This is a genomic window from Edaphobacter sp. 12200R-103 (assembly GCF_010093025.1).
In the GTDB taxonomy this organism is placed as follows: Bacteria; Acidobacteriota; Terriglobia; order Terriglobales; family Acidobacteriaceae; genus Edaphobacter.
The window spans coordinates 2818119-2836263 of the sequence record NZ_CP048114.1; the positions used below are offsets into that span (position 1 = coordinate 2818119).

At 58.9% G+C, this 18145-nt stretch carries 18 protein-coding genes; 11 read left to right on the forward strand and 7 right to left on the reverse strand.

All coding sequences use genetic code 11. The features are described 5' to 3' along the window. Positions 1-38: 38 nt before the first annotated feature. The gene (locus tag GWR55_RS11695; RefSeq protein ID WP_202925496.1) at positions 39-677 is read right to left on the reverse strand and encodes an HPP family protein; all 639 of its coding nucleotides are present in this window, start codon (positions 675-677) and stop codon (positions 39-41) included. 17 nt (positions 678-694) lie between these two features. Continuing rightward, the gene (locus tag GWR55_RS11700) at positions 695-2362 is read right to left on the reverse strand and encodes a molybdopterin-dependent oxidoreductase (RefSeq protein WP_162402422.1); all 1668 of its coding nucleotides are present in this window, start codon (positions 2360-2362) and stop codon (positions 695-697) included. Positions 2363-2581: 219 nt separating this feature from the next. Between GWR55_RS11700 and GWR55_RS11705 the strand changes: the two genes are divergently transcribed. Then, positions 2582-2941: a DUF488 domain-containing protein gene (locus GWR55_RS11705; RefSeq protein ID WP_162402423.1), complete on the forward strand. Its 360-nt coding sequence runs from the start codon at positions 2582-2584 to the stop codon at positions 2939-2941. Between the two features lie 59 nt (positions 2942-3000). On the opposite strand, the gene GWR55_RS11710 is transcribed toward GWR55_RS11705, so the two are convergent. Both GWR55_RS11710 and tyrS read right to left on the reverse strand, forming a co-directional pair. Continuing rightward, entirely contained in the window at positions 3001-3948 is a 948-nt protein-coding gene (locus tag GWR55_RS11710; protein ID WP_162402424.1) for an oxidoreductase, read from the reverse strand. Positions 3949-4154: 206 nt separating this feature from the next. Continuing rightward, on the reverse strand, positions 4155-5402 hold the full coding sequence (gene tyrS / locus GWR55_RS11715) for a tyrosine--tRNA ligase (protein ID WP_162402425.1): 1248 nt from the start codon (positions 5400-5402) through the stop codon (positions 4155-4157). A gap of 78 nt (positions 5403-5480) precedes the next feature. Between tyrS and GWR55_RS11720 the strand changes: the two genes are divergently transcribed. Together GWR55_RS11720 and GWR55_RS11725 are read left to right on the forward strand one after the other, a co-directional pair. Further along, positions 5481-5888: a DUF3253 domain-containing protein gene (locus tag GWR55_RS11720; protein WP_162402426.1), complete on the forward strand. Its 408-nt coding sequence runs from the start codon at positions 5481-5483 to the stop codon at positions 5886-5888. Positions 5889-6336: 448 nt separating this feature from the next. Next, positions 6337-6768 carry an MmcQ/YjbR family DNA-binding protein gene (locus GWR55_RS11725; protein WP_162402427.1) on the forward strand — a complete coding sequence of 144 codons (432 nt, stop codon included), beginning with the start codon at positions 6337-6339 and terminating at the stop codon, positions 6766-6768. 12 nt (positions 6769-6780) lie between these two features. Here GWR55_RS11725 and GWR55_RS11730 read toward each other — a convergent pair whose 3' ends face one another. After that, entirely contained in the window at positions 6781-7188 is a 408-nt protein-coding gene (locus GWR55_RS11730) for a DoxX family protein (RefSeq protein WP_202925497.1), read from the reverse strand. Between the two features lie 87 nt (positions 7189-7275). On the opposite strand from GWR55_RS11730, the gene GWR55_RS11735 reads away from it, so the two are divergent. The 7 genes from GWR55_RS11735 (at position 7276) to GWR55_RS11765 (ending at position 12943) form a co-directional block, all read left to right on the forward strand. After that, positions 7276-8076 (forward strand): SDR family NAD(P)-dependent oxidoreductase, encoded by an 801-nt coding sequence (locus tag GWR55_RS11735; RefSeq protein ID WP_162402428.1) that lies wholly within the window; start codon positions 7276-7278, stop codon positions 8074-8076. A 24-nt stretch (positions 8077-8100) separates the two neighbouring features. Further along, positions 8101-8952, forward strand: a complete 852-nt coding sequence (locus GWR55_RS11740) for a hypothetical protein (protein WP_162402429.1) — start codon at positions 8101-8103, stop codon at positions 8950-8952. Between the two features lie 68 nt (positions 8953-9020). Beyond that, positions 9021-9548, forward strand: a complete 528-nt coding sequence (fabZ, locus tag GWR55_RS11745; protein ID WP_162402430.1) for a 3-hydroxyacyl-ACP dehydratase FabZ — start codon at positions 9021-9023, stop codon at positions 9546-9548. After that, entirely contained in the window at positions 9545-10330 is a 786-nt protein-coding gene (gene lpxA / locus GWR55_RS11750) for an acyl-ACP--UDP-N-acetylglucosamine O-acyltransferase (protein ID WP_162402431.1), read from the forward strand. Before fabZ ends, lpxA begins: the two co-directional genes overlap by 4 nt. Before the next feature lie 290 nt (positions 10331-10620). Continuing rightward, positions 10621-11265 carry an HD domain-containing protein gene (locus tag GWR55_RS11755; RefSeq protein WP_162402432.1) on the forward strand — a complete coding sequence of 215 codons (645 nt, stop codon included), beginning with the start codon at positions 10621-10623 and terminating at the stop codon, positions 11263-11265. A gap of 132 nt (positions 11266-11397) precedes the next feature. Continuing rightward, positions 11398-12276 carry an LpxI family protein gene (locus GWR55_RS11760; protein ID WP_162402433.1) on the forward strand — a complete coding sequence of 293 codons (879 nt, stop codon included), beginning with the start codon at positions 11398-11400 and terminating at the stop codon, positions 12274-12276. A gap of 127 nt (positions 12277-12403) precedes the next feature. Further along, the gene (locus GWR55_RS11765; protein ID WP_162402434.1) at positions 12404-12943 is read left to right on the forward strand and encodes a peroxiredoxin; all 540 of its coding nucleotides are present in this window, start codon (positions 12404-12406) and stop codon (positions 12941-12943) included. Positions 12944-13219: 276 nt separating this feature from the next. Here GWR55_RS11765 and GWR55_RS11770 read toward each other — a convergent pair whose 3' ends face one another. Both GWR55_RS11770 and GWR55_RS11775 read right to left on the reverse strand, forming a co-directional pair. Next, on the reverse strand, positions 13220-14044 hold the full coding sequence (locus tag GWR55_RS11770; protein WP_202925498.1) for a hypothetical protein: 825 nt from the start codon (positions 14042-14044) through the stop codon (positions 13220-13222). 166 nt (positions 14045-14210) lie between these two features. Beyond that, entirely contained in the window at positions 14211-16064 is a 1854-nt protein-coding gene (locus tag GWR55_RS11775; RefSeq protein WP_202925499.1) for a lytic transglycosylase domain-containing protein, read from the reverse strand. A gap of 132 nt (positions 16065-16196) precedes the next feature. On the opposite strand from GWR55_RS11775, the gene lepA reads away from it, so the two are divergent. Further along, the gene (gene lepA / locus GWR55_RS11780; RefSeq protein WP_162402435.1) at positions 16197-17999 is read left to right on the forward strand and encodes a translation elongation factor 4; all 1803 of its coding nucleotides are present in this window, start codon (positions 16197-16199) and stop codon (positions 17997-17999) included. Positions 18000-18145: the final 146 nt, after the last annotated feature.

Genomic DNA, 18145 nt, shown 5'->3' on the forward strand with positions numbered 1-18145 from the left:
TTCGAGGTCAACGAGCACATTCGCTCTGGGGCAACAGGTCAGCAACGGCCTGCTTCGCCACCGCCGGTCCGCCCCGCTCCGGTCTGCAGTGCATTCCAAAGTGGATACGGCAACCCGGCGAGGCGGTTGATCAACAGAGCCTGGGCCGCGAGCAGAAACACGGCTATCTCGATGATGACCAGCTCGCCTGGTTTATCGATGATTCCCAGGGAGACAATCAGCGTTGTTGCTCCTGCAGGGGGATGGTTGACGCGGGATAGAACCATGATGGCCCCCGTTGCCGAAAGCGAGAGCGCGGCAGCCAGAATCCGCGGCCAGAAGATGCCCGGATGAATCCCGAACGGCACGTTCCCTGCACCCGTGCATACGAAAGCGAGATAGCCGCAGATCAGCCCGATGGCGTGCCCCAGGATGGTATTTCGCGGACTGGATGCCTCGGCCAGCGGCGAGAAGAAGAGCAGGTATGCCGTAGGACCAAGCGAAGGAAAGACAAACGGATTATCCGTGAGAAGAGCCAGCAGCGCGAGCAGCCCGATCGTCACAAAGCCATTGACAAAGACGTAGAGGGCTCGCACCAGCCGCGGCGGAAAATGGCGCAGCAGCCATTCCAGGCGCAGCCGCTCTGCCAGCGTCAGAATATGATCGAGGCCGTGGTCCTTATGGGGTGGCGGCGGCAATGCCCGATGTCCTTGCATCAGATGTTCGGAAGGAGATCGAAATACTCGTCATCTTCATTCTTTCCGCCCTCTCCCTTGCCCAGAAGTTTTTCGGATTCAACGAACTCAATTCTTTCGATCCACTTCACCATCTTGTATCCGAGTTGGTTTTCGACCCGCAGCCGGAGCGGTGCGCCATAAAGCTGGTCGAGCCGCTCGCCGTTCATCTGCGAGGCCAGCAGACACTCATTCTTCAGGACGTTTTCAAGGCTCTGCGTGTCGTAGTACGGCCCCCCGTACAGCGCCTCGCCATAAGAATAAAAGGCCACCGTATGAGCCTCCGGGCTTGGGCGCACCAGTTCTACAAGCCTCTTCATCGGCAGCCCGCCCCATTTGGCAATGCCGCTCCAGCCCTGAATGCAATGGTGCATCGTGATGTGCTCCATGACACCAAACTCTTCCAGCTCGGTAAGCGACAGTTCCACCGGATGCTCGACCAGGCCACCCACCTTAAGCCGGAAGTCGCGAAATCCATTCTCCGCCATGCGCTTCCAGTCTTCCCGAACCGGCATCTTGCCATTCGGCCAGAAATAGGGCGAAATATCCTTCTCGTCGTATCGCTGTTCCGGAACCAGCCGGTTCAATGTAAGCAGTTGCATTGGGTAGGTCACTACTTTCAGCGCATGCTGCAACCGTCGCGGATGCCGCCACGAAAGCCAGTGCGCAACGACCCACGACAGAACCACTACGCCGATGCCGCAGAAACCGAGCCACATTCCGAGATGCCCCAGAGTATCCGTGCCCAGCACGATGTGGTTCATATTGCGCGCAAACCCGGTCATCACCACCAGGGTCACATGCACCACCAGAAAGGCAAGGAAGCTCAACATAGTAAGGAAATGGATCGAGCGTGCCGCCTGCCTGCCTCCGAACAGCTTCGCATACCACGGGAAACGGTTCACGACGGCGGGTGACATGGCGATGCCGGTAAGAATGGCCCCGGGGCCAAAGACAAAGACCATGGTAAAGTACGCGATCTGCTGAAGCGCGTTGTATCCGTAAAAGCCATTCGGCTCCGCCGGCATATGAAACGTGGCGTAATGAACCCATGTGTTCCAGGCCTGCGTAAGCACAACAGGAGAGGTGGGAACGATACGCCTCCATTGCTCGGTGCTGAACAGCATTGAGATGAAAAATATCCCGGTGATGATAAAGCCGTGCACATTGATGAAGTGCCACACACGGGCGATGCCGATCGTATGCCGATATCCCGGCGTGCCGATCATCGGCGTCAGATACCGGGCATCGTCCTTTGCGGTCCACACGCGATCGCGCGGAACCTTGATGGGTGTCGTACGGAGCCACTCGCTGCCCGGCGTGCAATTGTCATTGAAGTACAGGCGCGGATGGTCGAACAGGATCGAAAGCCCGCTGCGAATCAGCAGTGTCACGAAGAGGAAGTTGAAGAAGTGGCTCCAGCGCACCCACAACGGAAAACCGTGCGGCCCCGCAAAATCGTTCGGATAGACCTGAGGCACGGCCGGAATCCTGGGCATACCGAACCAGAGAAACTGAATCCAGGCAGCCGCGACCAGGGCGACGATAACTCCACCGGCCCCAATCAGAATCGATGGTCGCACCCATACCCGCAGGCGACGGTCGCCGGGATCATGTACGGCCTTATGCGCTGCATCAAAAGAAATCATGTCGGCCTTTCAGCACTCCCATCAACCTGAAACAGCATAATCACGACTCTGCTTCCTCACAACCTTCGGCATCGACTTTTTACATACGGTGTCCTGGCTCCCGACGCGGTGAAGTCGCATCCTGTCTCTCGGCGGTCACGTTATAAAAGTACAGAGCGGGCGACCAACATGCTATGACATCCGTCACAATGGCATAGGTCAAAAACGGAGGATCACGCTGTGATTCAACTCAAACGAGTCTACGAACCGGATGAACCGTCCAAAGATGGTTCCCGCTTTCTGGTCGAACGGCTCTGGCCACGCGGAATCCGAAAAGAAGCCCTGCATTTCGACGCCTGGGTAAAAGACGCCGCGCCCAGCACGGAGCTGCGGCAGTGGTTCAATCACGATCCGGACAAATGGAAGGAGTTCCAACGGCGCTACTTCGCGGAGCTGGATGCAAAGCCCGAAGCTCTGCAACCGATTCGCAGTGCCGCGCGCAAAGGCACGGTTACGCTCCTGTTCAGCTCTCACGACACGGAGCACAATAACGCCGTTGCGCTAAAGACCTACCTCACCAGACATCACGCACGGTCATAGCCTCGCGCCGGGATCATTGCCGCATCGATCAATGACAGCCGAATCTGCCGCCACGCTGTTCAGGCAAAATCAACGCCGGTCAGCTCGCTGCACCTCTTCCACAACTTTGCAGCCAGCGTCTCGTCAAGGGCATGACGCGCAATCTTCGCCGGTCCGACAGTATCTCCACGTGTCTCGCCAAACTGTTGCGGACCATAGTAGCCGCCGCTCTCTGCCTCCGGAGAAGTCGCAGCGTACAGCGTAGGCAGCGCACCTTCGGCTTCATCGTTCAGAAAGATGCCGATGGCATGTCCAATCGCCACGCGCAGAGTTCTCGCGAGGGCTGAACGCTCCTCCGTGCGAAACAGCGCCGTCTCCGCGATGCCGGGATGCGCGGCCACACTGCGTATGCGCGATCCTCTGGCTAGCAACCGCCGGCCCATCTCCAGCGCAAGCATCAGATTGCCGAGCTTGGACTGTTGATAGGCCCGCATCGGCGAATACGACCGCTCCGACTGCAGATCCTCCAGCTCCAGATGCGTGCGCTTGTGCGCGATCGAGGCGATCGTCACTATGCGCGGCGCCTCGGCGGAGGAGGCCTCAGCCTGCCTGATCGCCGGCCACAATAGCCCCGTCAGGGCGAAGTGTCCCAGCACATTGGTGCCGAACTGCATCTCAAAGCCGTCAGCTGTCAGGGTTCTGCGCGGCACCGCCATCACGCCTGCATTGTTGATCAGCACATGCAGCGGCCGCTGCCGCTCAAGCTCTCGTGCCGCAAACTCCCGCACGGAAGCAAGGGAGGCTAGATCCAGCGCAGCAACCTCGGCCCTCACCCCAGGCGCTTCCTCGCGAATCCGCCCAAGCGCCGCTTCGCCCTTTCGCACATCGCGGCAGGCAAGAATCAGCTCCGCGTCTTTGCGGGCCAGCTTCAGGGCTGCGGCAAAACCGATGCCGCTGTTGGCTCCTGTAATCAGAAACCGTCTGCCAGTCAGTAAAGGGATCTGTTCAGCCTTCCACGGGCTCGTCATAGGGTTGAGCTTTGGACGCACGAAAACGAAGAGAGTCGCAAATTCTCCATCCAATCGATCTCATAGCGCAATCGACAGAAAGTCATCCTCAAAGTTAAGAAGCTCGTCATTCTGAGCCACAGGCGAAGAATCTCTGTATTTCGCCCGCAGCTGAGATGTTCCTCCAGGCAGAACAAATAACCCGCGCCAGGCAGACAGCCCTTAGCTCAAGCCCATTCCACCCGAACAGCACGCTTGCCCAGCCGAAGCACCGGCTTCGGCCCAAGCTGATCGAACGAGATCGTCCGCCCGTTAAACTTCTCGCCGTTGATGCTGACCGCGTTTTCCCCCAGCTTGCGCGTAGCCTCGCCCGTCGAGGCCGCCAGACCTGTCAGCTGCAGCAGCTTCGGCAGGCGCAACTCGCCATCCTCCCCGGCTCCCAGCCCCTCGGCTTCACGCGAAATCTGCACCACCGGAACATCCTCGCTCACGGCGCGCTGCTGGAACTGCGTAGCCCAGCCCTCTGCCGCGGCGTCCGCAGCCGCCTGCGAGTGGAAGTCGCGCGTAATGGTGTGTGCCAGGTTCTTCTTCGCCTGCATCGGGTGCAGCGTTCCCGAAGCAACCTCCGCCTGCATCGCCGCAATCTCCGAACCACGCAGGTCGGTCAGCAGCGTCCAGTACTTCCACATCAGCTCGTCGGAGATCGACATCAGCTTGCCGTACATCTCCGACGGCGGCTCATGGATCCCGATGGCATTGTTCAGGGACTTCGACATCTTCTGCACACCATCCAGACCCTCGAGGATCGGGTTCATCAGGATGATCTGCTGGGGCTGCCCGAAGTGGCGTTGCAGGTCGCGCCCGCGCATCAGGTTGAACTTCTGGTCGGTGCCCCCAAGTTCCACGTCGCATTCAAGCGCAACCGAGTCGTACCCTTGCGCGATCGGATAGATCATCTCGTGCAGCGCAATCGGCTGCTCGGCGTCGAAGCGCTTGTGGAAGTCCTCGCGCTCCAGCATCTGCGAGACGGTAAACTGCGCCAGCAGCCGCACAAGGTCGTAGTAGCTCAGCTTGTCCAGCCACTCCGAGTTGTAGCGGACCTCCGTCTTCTCGGGGTCAAGAATCTTGAAGACCTGTTCCTTATACGTCTCGGCGTTTACCTTGATCTGCTCCGGGGTCAGCGGCTTGCGGGTGACGTTGCGGCCCGTCGGGTCACCGATCAGCGCCGTCGAATCACCGATCAGGAAGATGACCGTGTGGCCAAGCTGCTGAAAGTGGCGAAGCTTGCGGATCAGAACCGTGTGGCCCAGGTGCAGGTCAGGAGCGGTCGGGTCGAAGCCGGCCTTGATCCGCAGGGGCTTCCCCGCGTTAATGGACTGCTGAATGCGCTCCTTGAGGGCATCCATCGGCAGAATCTCCGCAGCCCCTTTGGTGATCAGATCGAGTTGTTCTTCAACGGATGGAAAAGTCGGCATGGTCGTTGTTAAGTATAAAGAGACCACAGCCCTGCAGAGACGCGACCTTCACCCCGCGCCTCTTGCTGAACCTGAAACATGCCGGATCGCAGACCAAAACCCGACCGCGAAACACCGCGAAAAGAACGCCTCTGCAAGACCTGCAGACGGCCCTTTCTCTGGAGCGAAGGCCGTGCTCGAGACTGGGACATCGCGAAGTATTGTCCGCAATGCAGCGGACATCCTGCAGAAGACAGGGCCAGCGAGCTCGAAGCCGCCATCCTCGAACTGTTGGCAGAGCGCGGCCCCGGCAAAAGCATCTGCCCTTCGGAGGCCGCCAAGCTGATCGGCGGCACCGCCTCCAGACACGATTGGGAGTCCCTGATGGAGCCCGCCCGTGCTGCCGCGCGACGTCTGGCAAGGGCCGGCAAATTAGTCATGACGCAAAAAGACAGGCCCGTCGATCCCATCAGCGCAAAGGGCCCGATACGCCTGCGTCTTCCCTGAAAATCTTCACCGGGAAGCCGTCCGCGCACGCTTTTAGGACGTATTCCCATATATCTGGAATCCGATCCGGGCCGCGCGAAGATGCACTGTGGCAGTCGATCCAGAGTACCGGCTTCGGAGCCTTCTCCAGGAAGGTGTCGTGCTGAACGTAACTTCGCGCTGTCTTATCGCGGGAAGCGCAGTCGAAGAATCTGCCTTGAGTTTTGCCGAACAGCTCTGCGGTAATAAATCTGAATTCAAAGCAAAAATACAGTTACACTGGGGCTCTCATTCACGCGGAGGCTCTCCTTTAGAGAGCGGTTCAGGCTGAAGGCTGAGGCGAACAAAAACGCAGATCCACTTCGACTTCACTCAGGGCAGGCTTCCGCGCCGACGCGCTCTGGATGCCCCCCGTGGAAAGCAAATCCACATGTGGAGACACCCTGGAACACCTTTTATACTCGGGGTCATGGACGTCGAGCGCATCCGCAGCTTTCTCCTCGGCCTGCCTCACGTCGCCGAGACGATGCAGTGGGGCGCAAACCTCGTCTTCTGGACAGGGGACAAGGCCATTGGCGGAAAGATGTTCGCACTGGCCAACCTGGAAGCAGACGGTCGCGGTGTCATCTCCTTCTGTGCAGGGCAGGAACGCTACTCGGAGCTACTGGAGCGGGAGGGCGTCTCTCCCGCGCCATACTTTGCAAGGGCGCACTGGGTCGCCGTGGAACGCTGGGACGTCTTCCGTCCCACCGAGTGGAAGGAGGAGCTTACCGCTGCTCACGCCATCGTAGCCGCCCGGCTCCCTCGAAAGACCCGCGACATTCTTGCCCTGCCGTTACGCGAACGAAAGCGCATCATCGCGCAGCGCAGGGCTCTCCTGGCAACGCAGAACAAGGCCTGACGGAAGAGGCCTTCAAAGATTGTGGTTGCTATCGGTGGTCTTCCGGTGCCTTCCATGGATGACCGCGCCGAAATGGTGCCAATGCGCATAGATCAGAAAGACCTCCAGCACGGCCACAAACAGCGCCAGGCCGATTCCCTGCGGATTCATAGTGATGTGGAAGAGCAGAATGACGACAATCATGGGTGCCAGGATCGTCAGTGCTATCCCGATGTATCGGCCCAACAGCAGCAGCACTCCGGCAATGATATAGAGCACTGCGATGAAGGCGAACCAGCCATATTTGAACAGCAGCCCGGCAAACAGGCCTGCGTCACCAGGTGGAGGAGGCATCGGGAAGAAGTGTAGAAAGGTATTCACCCCGAAGGCTGTGAACACCAACCCAAGCAGGATACGGGCAATTAGAACGGCGATCTTCACGAGCAGGTCTCCTTCCGGTGAACTGGGCTACGTGCAGGCGTTCCGTTGAAGTTGCACTATCATAGTGGCTTTCGGTAGCGTCAGCATATGGAAAATGTGACGAAGCCTGGTGTGGCCCTCTCCATGGCCGGCCGCACCGCCCTCATCACCGGCGGTTCCCGTGGGATCGGGGCAGCCACAGTACAGATGTTCTGCCAGTCCGGCGCACAGGTCTTCTTCAACTACCGCAACTCCGAAGCCCAGGCTACCCGGCTCATCGCCGACTGCGGCGGCTCCGATTGTCAGGCCATCCGCCAGGAGCTGGCAACGCCCTCAGACGGCGCCGTGCTGGTCCGCGCAGCCGTGGAGGCGTTCGGGCGCCTCGATTGCCTGGTCGTCAATCACGGCATCTGGCCGCCCCACGACATCCCGATTGAGTCGATGAGCGAGGCCCAGTGGCGCTGCACCCTCAGCGTCAATCTCGACAGCACCTTTGGCCTGGTGCGCGCCGCCGTCAGCCAGATGAAGCGGCAGGAATCGTCTGGCTCAACCCGCGGGCACATCGTACTCGTCGCCTCAACCGCTGCGCAGCGCGGCGAGGCCTTCCATGCAGACTACGCCGCCAGCAAAGGCGCCCTTGTCAGCCTGACCAAGAGCCTCTCCAGCGAGCTGGCCGCCGAAGGCATCTACTGCAACTGCGTCGCTCCCGGCTGGGTCGACACCGAGATGTCCTCCGCTGCCCTCACCCATCCGGAGACGTCCAAAAAGGTGCTGGCCGCCATCCCCCTGGGCCGCCCTGCCAGAGTGGAGGAGATCGCCGGACCGATCCTGTTTCTCTGTACACCCCTTGCGGGGTTTATCTCCGGCGAGGTCTTTAATGTCAACGGTGGAGCCGTGCTGGCCGGATAGTCTTTTCTGGATCTGAATGGAGTGATGATGAAGTCCTTTCTTGCCTTGTTCCTCGTCCTCGCAGGCATCGCGCCTATGCGCCTCGTCGCCCAGGCAAGCGCGATTCCAAGCGCGTCGCCGGTCGAGCCAGCCGGCCAGAACGACGAGCAGCGCGGGAAAGAGCTGCTGGATCAGATGGTTCAGGCTCTGGGAGGCCAGGCATGGTTCTCCCGCAAGGACATACAGGTCTCCGGACGTACGGCCGCCTTCTTTCGCGGTGCCCCGAACGGTACCGTGATCGAATACACCGGGTGGCGCCGCTTCGCCGCCTCCGGGCAGGAACCCGCCGAGCGCATCGGCTTCCTCTCCCCCAAAGGCATGTTCATCCCCGGAAAAAAGATCGATGTCGTCCAGATCTGGACTGCCGGCAAGGGATACGAGATCACTTATAAGGGGCGTACCGAGCTCCCCAAAGATCAGGTCGCGGATTACTACCGCCGCCAGGATCACTCCATCGAGAGCGTCGTCGAGAAGTGGATTAAGGCTCCCGGCGTGATGATCCTGGCCGAAGGGACCACCATGGTCGAGCGCCGTATCGCCGACAAGGTCACCATCTTGAGCGCGAATAACGACGCTGTCACCCTGGAGCTGGACGCCTCCTCGCACCTCCCGCTGCGCCGCACCTTCAAGTGGAGGAACGAGAAGTTCAACGACTTTGACGAGGAGGCAGAGACCTACTCGGACTATCACACCGTCCAGGGCATCCCAACGCCTTATAACATCACCCGGTACCGGAACGGCGACATGGTGAACCAGCGATTCATCACCAAAGTTACCTACGACCAGGCGCTGTCGCCCGACCTGTTCAACCTCGATCTTCTGCTCAAAAAGCCATAACCACCGTAGACGCTTACAGTGGTTATGGCCGATCCCGCTGGAGCGGGCAGTTTATACTCAGGTCTGCCATGAGTGAATCGACGGAAAACTCTGCAGTTTCCCCTTCGGCAGCCGCAACTTCCGAGGCCAGCCGGACCATGGACATCACCGAGATCATGTCCATCCTCCCCCATCGCTACCCCTTCCTGCTGATCGACCGCGTGATCGAAGTGGAGCGAAAACAAAGGATTGTGGCGATCAAGAACGTCTCGTTCAATGAGCCGCAGTTTCAGGGCCACTTTCCCGACTACCCCATCATGCCCGGCGTCCTGATGGTCGAGGCGATCGCCCAGGCCGGGGGAGCCCTGCTGCTGACCGAGATTCCGGATCGCGAGAACAAGCTGATGGTCTTTACCGGCATCGACAGCGCCAAGTTCCGCAAGCCCGTCGTTCCGGGCGACCAGGTGCGGATTGAGGTGAAGGTGCTCAACTGGCGTTCGACCGCTGTTCGCATGCAGGGCATGGCGACCGTCGACGGCAAGCTGGTATGCGAAGCCGTCGTGATGTGCGCGCTGGTTCCGCGGGGAACAAAGAAGCCAGAGGCCAAGTCCGAGTGAGCATTCACCCCACCGCAATCGTTCAGGAGGGGGCCCGGGTCCCGGAAAGCTGCACCATCGGGCCCTATTGCACGATCGGCCCCAACGTCGTGCTGGGGGAGCGCTGTGAGCTGGTCTCGCACGTCGTCCTCGACGGCCACCTGACAATGGGCAATGACAACCGCGTCTTCTCCTTCGCCTGCCTGGGCATCGCCCCGCAGGACCTGAAGTACAAGGGCGAACCGACACAACTCGTGATCGGCGATAAGAACGATATCCGCGAGTACGTCACCATCTCGCGAGGCACTCCGGGAGGCGGTGGCGTGACCCGCCTCGGCTCCGGCTGCCTGATTATGGCCTACACCCACATCGGGCACGACTCGATGATCGGCAACGGGGTCATCCTGGCAAACGCGGCCACGCTGGCAGGGCACGTGACAGTAGAGGACTACGCCGTCGTCGGCGCTCTGAACCCGGTCCACCAGTTCTGCACGATCGGCACCCACGCCTACATCGGCGGAGGCACCACCATCACCCAGGATGTGCTTCCCTATTCCCTGACCAGCATCGAGCGCAATAACCACGCCTATGGGATCAACAAGGTCGGCCTCGAGCGGAAAGGCTTTACTCGCGACGAGATCAAGCAGCTCCGCGTCGCCTACCGTATCCTGCAAACCTCCAAGCTCAACACGACCGACGCTCTCGCAGCGATTCGGGAGAAGGTTGCCTCGGGTGAGTTCGGAGATAAGGTAGCTTACCTGGCCGACTTCATCGCTCGGAGTCAGCGCGGCATCATCAAATAGGACGATGCCAGACACCGTGCAACGAAACCTCCGACCTGATTAGCGGACACGACACTCGATATTTGATCCCATGTCATCAATATCTTAGGCGAAGGCCTGGCCTCTGAGGTCATCGCGTCTTGATTGCTCCTGGGAGGACGCCACAGGGAACGAACGCAGGACCTCAAGACAATAGGATTCCCTGGCAACGCGAAATTGGCAGCCTTATCCATGTCTGAAACTGCTGCTTTCTTGTCATGGCACATTTCCTTCTATAGGGAATACAGTTTCTCTCATGGAGGTCTGAAGACATGCCAACTAGCTCTTCCTCCCTTGTACTTCCCGATTCGCCGTTAGCGAAGGAAGCCACCGATATTCTGCGCGGGCACTCCACGGAGTTGCTTTTCAATCATTCCTTGCGTGTATATCTGTTCGCGGCTGAACAGGGCCGCCAACAAAAGCTGCGATTCGATCCTGAGCTCCTTTATGTCGCCGCGGCATTTCACGATCTGGGTCTTATTACGGAGTTTTCCAGCCCGAAAGATCGCTTCGAGGTGGATGGAGCAAACGCTGCCCGTCAATTTCTGGTCGCGCATGGCATTCCCGAAGAGCAGATACAAACGGTCTGGCAAGCGATTGCTCTGCACACGACCCCGGGGATCACTCACTATATGCGCCCGGAAGTAGCTCTGCTCTATTCGGGTGTAGCTCTCGATGTGCTCGGAAGAGGGCTTGATACGTTTCCTTCGGATCTACGAGATGAAATTGTGGCTCAGTACCCCCGAAAACATTTTAAGGAAAGATTCCTTCAAGCCTACTTCCAGGGATTCTCACACAAGCCAAGCACGACGTACGGCACGGTGAATGCCTCCATCTGTGAACGATTGATCCCCAATTTCAAAAGTCCCAGCGCCTATGATTTGATTGCGGAGTCTCCTTTTCCGGATTCTCCGTAACACTCTGACTGGGAATTGTCGGAATGATCTCTCGATCCTTGATATCTGAAGAAGCGCTAGAAGAAAGCCTTTCCCTGATAAGCAGTCGTGTCTGCGTCTGCGCCTGAGATCGACATGCGTTAGAGTGAGCACATGTCGAAACTTGGCCTGATTGCAGGCAACGGAAGATTCCCTTTCCTGCTGCTTGATGCTGCCCGTGCCCACGGGCTGACGGTGGTGGTCGCCGCGATTAAGGAAGAGACGGACCAGGAGATCAATGCGCGCGCCACGGCCGACCCTGACATTCATGTGCACTGGCTCTCGCTGGGTGAGCTTTCAAAGCTCATCGAAACCTTCCAGGCTGAAGGCGTCAGCCGAGCGGTGATGGCTGGGCAGGTAAAGCACAAGCAGATCTTCTCCAGCATCCGGCCGGACTGGCGGCTGGCCAAGCTGCTGCTGAATCTGCGCACGCGCTCGACCGATGTGCTGCTGGGTGCGGTAGCGAAGGTGCTGGGAGATGAAGGCATCGAGCTGATCTCTTCGACGCAGTTTCTGGAGCCGCTTCTGGCAAAACCCGGCGTATTGACCCGGCGGACTCCTGACGAGCAGGAGCAGAAAGATATTGCCTATGGCCGCACGGTCGCTCGCGCCATCGCGGGTTACGACCTGGGCCAGACGGTTGTGATCGCCGCACAGGCGTGTGTCGCCGTCGAGGCCATGGAGGGGACTGACGCCACCATCGAGCGCGCAGGGGCGCTGTTTCGTACCCTCGATGCGGAAGATGCCGTGAGAACGGACGGCCAGCAGGATACGACTCTCCGGCGGGCTCTCACCGTGGTCAAGGTCGCCAAACCCAATCAAGACATGCGCTTCGACGTTCCCGTCATCGGGGTTCGAACCATCCAGACGATGAAGAGCGCCGGCGCTACCTGTCTTGCCATCGAGGTGGCAAGGACCCTGATCTTCGACCCTGACGGAGTCGTCGCAGCCGCCGATGAGGCCGGGATCGCCATCATCGCCGATCCGGCCTGAGGCGGGGCGGCAGTGGCGAATTGTCACCACGGAGTAAAATTTCCGGTGCGTGGGGAGGCGCCACGCGTCTTACAGGGTTCCTGTCCGTCTTACAAAATGGAACTTCCAAAACAGAAGGGGAACGATAATGCGCAGAACAATGTGGATCGCATTGGTACTTGGTGTCGTTGCAGCATGCGGATTTGGCACGACCGCGTACGCCGCCGACGAGGTTCAGGCAGGCGCGAAGGCTCCGAACTTTACACTGCCCTCGCAGGAAGACAAGCCCGTGAGCCTGACGGACTACAAGGGCAAATGGGTTGTGCTGTACTTCTACCCGAAGGACCAGACGACGGGCTGCACGATTGAGGCGCACAACTTTCAGCGCGACATGAAGAAGTACGACGCAGCCAACGCCGTGGTGCTGGGCGTGAGCCTGGATACGGTCGAGGGCCACAAGGCATGGTGCGCGAAGGATACCTTCAGCTTCAAGCTGCTGGCCGATCCGGACCACAAGGTCGTAGACCTGTACGGCGTGCCCGTGACGACGCACGGCGATATGAAGTTTGCCAGCCGGCAGACCTTCCTCATCTCTCCGCAGGGCAAGGTGGTCAAGGTGTGGCCGAAGGTTGACGTGCAGAAGCACAGCGAAGAGGTCCTGGCGGAGATTGCAGCCGACAAGAAGTAAGGAATTTTAGAGCGCGGCTCCGATACGGATGTTACCTTCCGATCCACCGTCCTGAATGCAGCAAACGGATCCCTGTATTTTGCCTGAGGCAGCGTTGTCGCCACCCGGCAAAATACAGGGATCCGTTTGCATTGCTCAGGATGACGATTTTTAGCGATGACAATAGCCATCCACAATGGGCTACGGCGCGGCAGGAAGATCTCAAGCAGACGCAAAAAGGCCCGGGCGCTCACGGAGAGCAGACCGGGCCTTTTTGCTTGCCTTAATTAAATCGTCTTACTTCTTGGCTGCCGTCTTCTTTGCAGCAGTCTTCTTAGCTGCCTTCTTCGCCGGAGCCTTCTTTACAGCCTTCTTGACTGCCTTCTTAGCAGGAGCCTTCTTGGCTGCCTTCTTAGCAGGAGCCTTCTTTACAGCCTTCTTCGTTGCTTTTTTTGCTGCTTTCTTCGTTGCCAAGTTGTTAGTACCTCTCTTGATGGATTTTTTACTGTTTGCCGCGACCCTCCTGCCGGCTGCCTTTTTCGAGGCAACCTTACCGCCGCGCTGGGTCCCGGCTTTCTTCGCGGCAGATCTTTGAGAAGGAGCTGGCCTGGCGCTCTTACGGGCTGATTTTTTCGCCGCCACCTTCCTGGATGAACTCTTCTTTGCTGCAGACTTTTTCGCGGCCTTCTTCACAGGCGCTTTCTTCGTAGTCTTTTTGGCAGCAGTCTTCTTGACAGCTTTCTTTGCGGTAGACTTCTCCACTGCCTTTTTCGCAGGGGCTTTCCTGACTGCCTTCGCAGCCTTTCTGGCAGAAGATCTCTTCGGGGGAGCACCCGTTATCTCCTCCAACGTTTCAGGAACCTCGGACTGTCGCGTCGCAGGTGTGTAGGGATCGATAAGAGTGGGCGGAGCAGCGAAGAGGACCGCGTCTTCCGCACGATCTTCGATCTCGGTCTCTTCTTCGTCGTCGAGATCGTCCGCATCATCGTCGTCTGACGAGATCAGCACCACTTCCTCTTCTTCATCTTCCAGGAATCGACGACCGAGATCATCGTCATCTTCATACTCGTTATCGTCCGCGGCCGCCGCGTAATACCTGATCGTCTCGTCTTCGAACATCATGGTCGCTTATCCTCTGGCTGCATTGACTTCCTGTTTCGTTCTCTCAAATCTCTTGTGATGCAGTTTCGAAGCATGAGAAACATCGGCTTCGATCCTGGCACGAGATTCTAGCAACAGGATGCCTCTCGACGCCAGCAATGGCAAGCACTCTTTTTCGCAGGGAAGCTTATCGGGCAGCTTTCGATTTCGATTTGGAAGATGGTTTGGCCTTTTTGCTCGCTGCCTTCGTGGTGCTGCGATGGCTGGTTGCATGCGATGTTGCGGTGCTCTTCGACGAACTGCGCGAACGTCGAGAGTGCGTCGCGGCTCTGCGCGTTCTGCTATGCGGCGCAAGCCGAACAGGCTCAGAGACGGCGAGCGTGTGTCCCACCCTGACCGTATTGGAAGAGAGACGATTCCAGCGGCGCAGGTCTTCCACGCTGACACCAAAACGATCGGCCACCGTAATCAGCGTGTCGCCGCGCCTTACCTTGTAGTGTTGCGTGCTGGCCGGTCTGACGGCGGTGACAGGCACAATGAGTTCATCGCCGACCTCGGGCGGATCGCCCTTTGCGATGTCGTTAGCTTCCGTGATGTCGGCTATACGCGCATGCAACATCGATGCAATGGACTCAAGCGACTCACCTGCCTTGACGATGTGGAAGCGCCAGGTGTCACGCTTATCGGTCGGAATCTCTTTCACCCTCGTCTGGAAGGCATCGAGTGTGCCTGTAGGAATATGAAGGTCGAAGGGAATGTCCTGCGGTGTACTCATGCGCAGCAGACTGGGATTCAGCGCGACGATCTCCTGCAGGGTCGCCCCGGTAAGATCAGCCACCAGCGGAAGATCGATGGAGTAATCGACCGTGACGGTGTCGGAGATGACGGGAGGATCGGGAACCATCTTATCCAGCCCATAGCGCGCCGGGTTCTTGGCCATGATGATGGCGGCGATAATACCCGGCACGTAGTTCTTCGTCTCAGCCGGAAGATTTCCGCGGCGATACAGCTCCCAGAAGTCGGCATAGCCGGTTCGCATCACGGCGCGCTGCACATTGCCCGGCCCCCAGTTGTAGGCGGCCATCGCGAGGTACCAGTCGCCGAACTGGTTGTAGAGCGTCTTCATGTAACGCGCATAGGCGTGTGACGACTTCTCCGGATCGAATCGCTCGTCCACCCACCCGTTTCTCACCAGGCCGTAGGAGCCGGCGAACGGCATAAACTGCCACATGCCGCCTGCGCCCGTGTGGGCGTTCAGAGCCTGCGGCTGAAAGCCCGACTCGGCCACAGCAAGATAGATGAGGTCCTGCGGCACGCCCTCTTCCTGAAGCGCCTTCGAAACCATGTCCTTATACTTCCCCGCTCTTTCAAGCGAGCGCAGCAGGTGTGCATGACCTCCAGCAGAGTTCGAGTAGTAGCTGATGAAGCCGGCGACGTAATCATTGACCACAAGCGGAAAGTCCGACTGCGTGGTCTTCAGTTCGGCATTCAGCTGTGCGGTCAGCGCGGCATTGGGGGGGAAGGTCACCTCATTCGCAGCATCGAGCGGAGCCTCTTCAATCGGCTGCGAAAGTCCATTGCCCTGCTTGAGCGCCGCGATCTCCAGCGAGTTGACTGCATCGAGAAGGTGCTCAAATTCGTCGCTGAGCTGCGGATCGCTCTTGAGATCGAGCCCGCTGGTCAGCATTTGATCGACGGCGGCATCGAAGTCGGCACGCGCCGCCTCAAGGCGTCCGGCACGGTAGTCATTGACGCCATTGCGATAGCTCTGCTCCGCACTGGCGATCAGTTGCTGAATTTTATGGGCTCTGGCGGGATCTTCAACGGGCTGCGCCCCTGCGCGCGCAGGCGCCTGCGGCGATCGAGCGGCGCCGGCTGCGGCGGACGTTGTCGTGGGAGCCGTCTGCTGCGGAGCGATCTTTCCGGGAGCTGCGGCCTGGCCTGCCTTGTCCTGGGGACAGCCGGCGAGCAGGATCAGGGGAGTGCACGCAAGCAGCAGCGCAGCCCGCCGCAGTAGATTGTCAGCCTGAGACCAATGCATTGTTCCTGCTCATTGTATGACGTCGCAGGCGCAAAAACTGGAGCAGGGTTTCGTCTCTGCGCTCCGCGATGAGCCTTCGCGGGTTCGTTCGCGCTGCTATCATCGATAGATTGAGGCGTTGCGTAACTCTGTATGGATCCCAGTCACATCCGAAACTTCGCGATCATCGCGCACATCGATCACGGTAAATCCACGCTGTCAGACCGTTTGCTGGAGCTGACAGGCTCCCTGACCTCGCGTGAGATGCAGGCACAGGTGCTGGACGCCATGGACCTGGAGCGCGAGCGCGGCATTACCATCAAGGCCCACACCGTCCGCATGATGTACACGTCGAAGGACGGCGAGACCTACCAGCTCAACCTGATCGACACTCCCGGCCACGTGGACTTCAGCTATGAGGTCTCGCGATCGCTTGCCTCGTGCGAAGGCGCGCTGCTCGTCGTCGATGCCTCGCAGGGCGTGGAGGCGCAGACGCTTGCCAATGCCTATCTTGCGATCTCGAACGGTCTCGAGATTATCCCGGTCATCAACAAGATCGATCTGCCGAGTGCGGACATTCCCCGCACCAAAGAGATGATCGAAAAGTCCGTCGGCCTTCCTGCCGATGACGCCATTCCGGTCTCCGCCAAGACGGGCCAGAACGTCGACGAGATTCTCGAAGCGGTTGTGCACCTGCTTCCTCCGCCGAAGGGTGACGCGGAAGCCCCGCTGCAGGCCCTCATCTTCGATTCCTGGTTCGATCCTTACCGTGGGGTAATCGTGCTGGCGCGCGTTATCAACGGCCGCCTGCGCAAGGGCCAACGAATCAGGATGATGTCGAACGGCAAGGTCTTCGATATCGAAAGCATGGGCGTCATGACGCCGAAGCCGGTTGAGCTTGACGAGCTGAGCGCCGGCGAGGTGGGCTTCTTTGTAGCCACCATCAAAAACGTCGCCGACACCAAGGTAGGCGACACCATCACCGATGCAGAGCACCCCTGCGCAGAGCCTCTGCCCGGATTTGAAGACATCAAGAGCATGGTCTTCGCCGGACTCTACACCGTTGATTCGCACGAACATGGCCTTCTTCGTGACGCACTCGAGAAACTACGTTTGAACGACAGCTCTTTTAATTTCGAGCCGGAATCTTCGGTGGCGCTCGGCTTCGGCTTCCGCTGCGGCTTTCTGGGACTGCTGCACCTTGAGATCATCCAGGAGCGGCTGGAGCGTGAGTACGACCTCGACCTGATCACCACCGCGCCGGGCGTCCAATACAAGATCACGCTCACCGACGGCAAGATCATCATGGTCGATAACCCGTCGCGCTGGCCCGATCCCTCCGAGATCGAGCAGGTGGAAGAACCCGTCATCGAGGCGAAGATCCTGACCAACGAGGAGTATCTCGGCAATATCCTCAAGCTGGTCGAAAACAAGCGCGGGCAGCAGAAGAACATCGAGTACGTCTCCGAGACCCGGGTCATGATCACCTACGAACTTCCCCTCAACGAGATCGTGCTCGACTTCTACGACAAGCTGAAGTCTGTCTCCCGCGGTTACGCCTCGCTCGATTACCACCTTGCGGGAAGCTGGATCTCCCCTATGGTGAAGATGGACATTCTGGTCTCCGGCGAACCGGTCGACGCCCTCTCCATCATCGTTCACCGCGACTTTGCCTATGACCGTGGCAAGGCGCTGGTCGAAAAGATGCGCGAGCTGATTCCACGGCAGATGTTCGAGGTCGCCATCCAGGCCGCTATCGGATCGAAGATCATCGCGCGCTCGACCGTCTCCGCCATCCGCAAAAATGTCATCGCCAAGTGTTACGGCGGTGACATCAGCCGGAAACGAAAGCTGCTTGAAAAGCAGAAGGAAGGCAAGAAGCGGATGAAGCGGATAGGCAAGGTCGACATCCCGCAGGAGGCGTTCCTCGCAGTCCTGAAGGTGGGCGAAGAATAAAGTCGACTATGCAAATACCTGCATGGATACTGGACTTTCAGCGCTTCGCTCCCGAGCCTTAGTAACATTTCCGTAACCTTCATCTGTGGAAAGCTGCTAAACACATCTTTTCCAGATCGTCCAGAAGGAAGTTGCGGAACAGAATG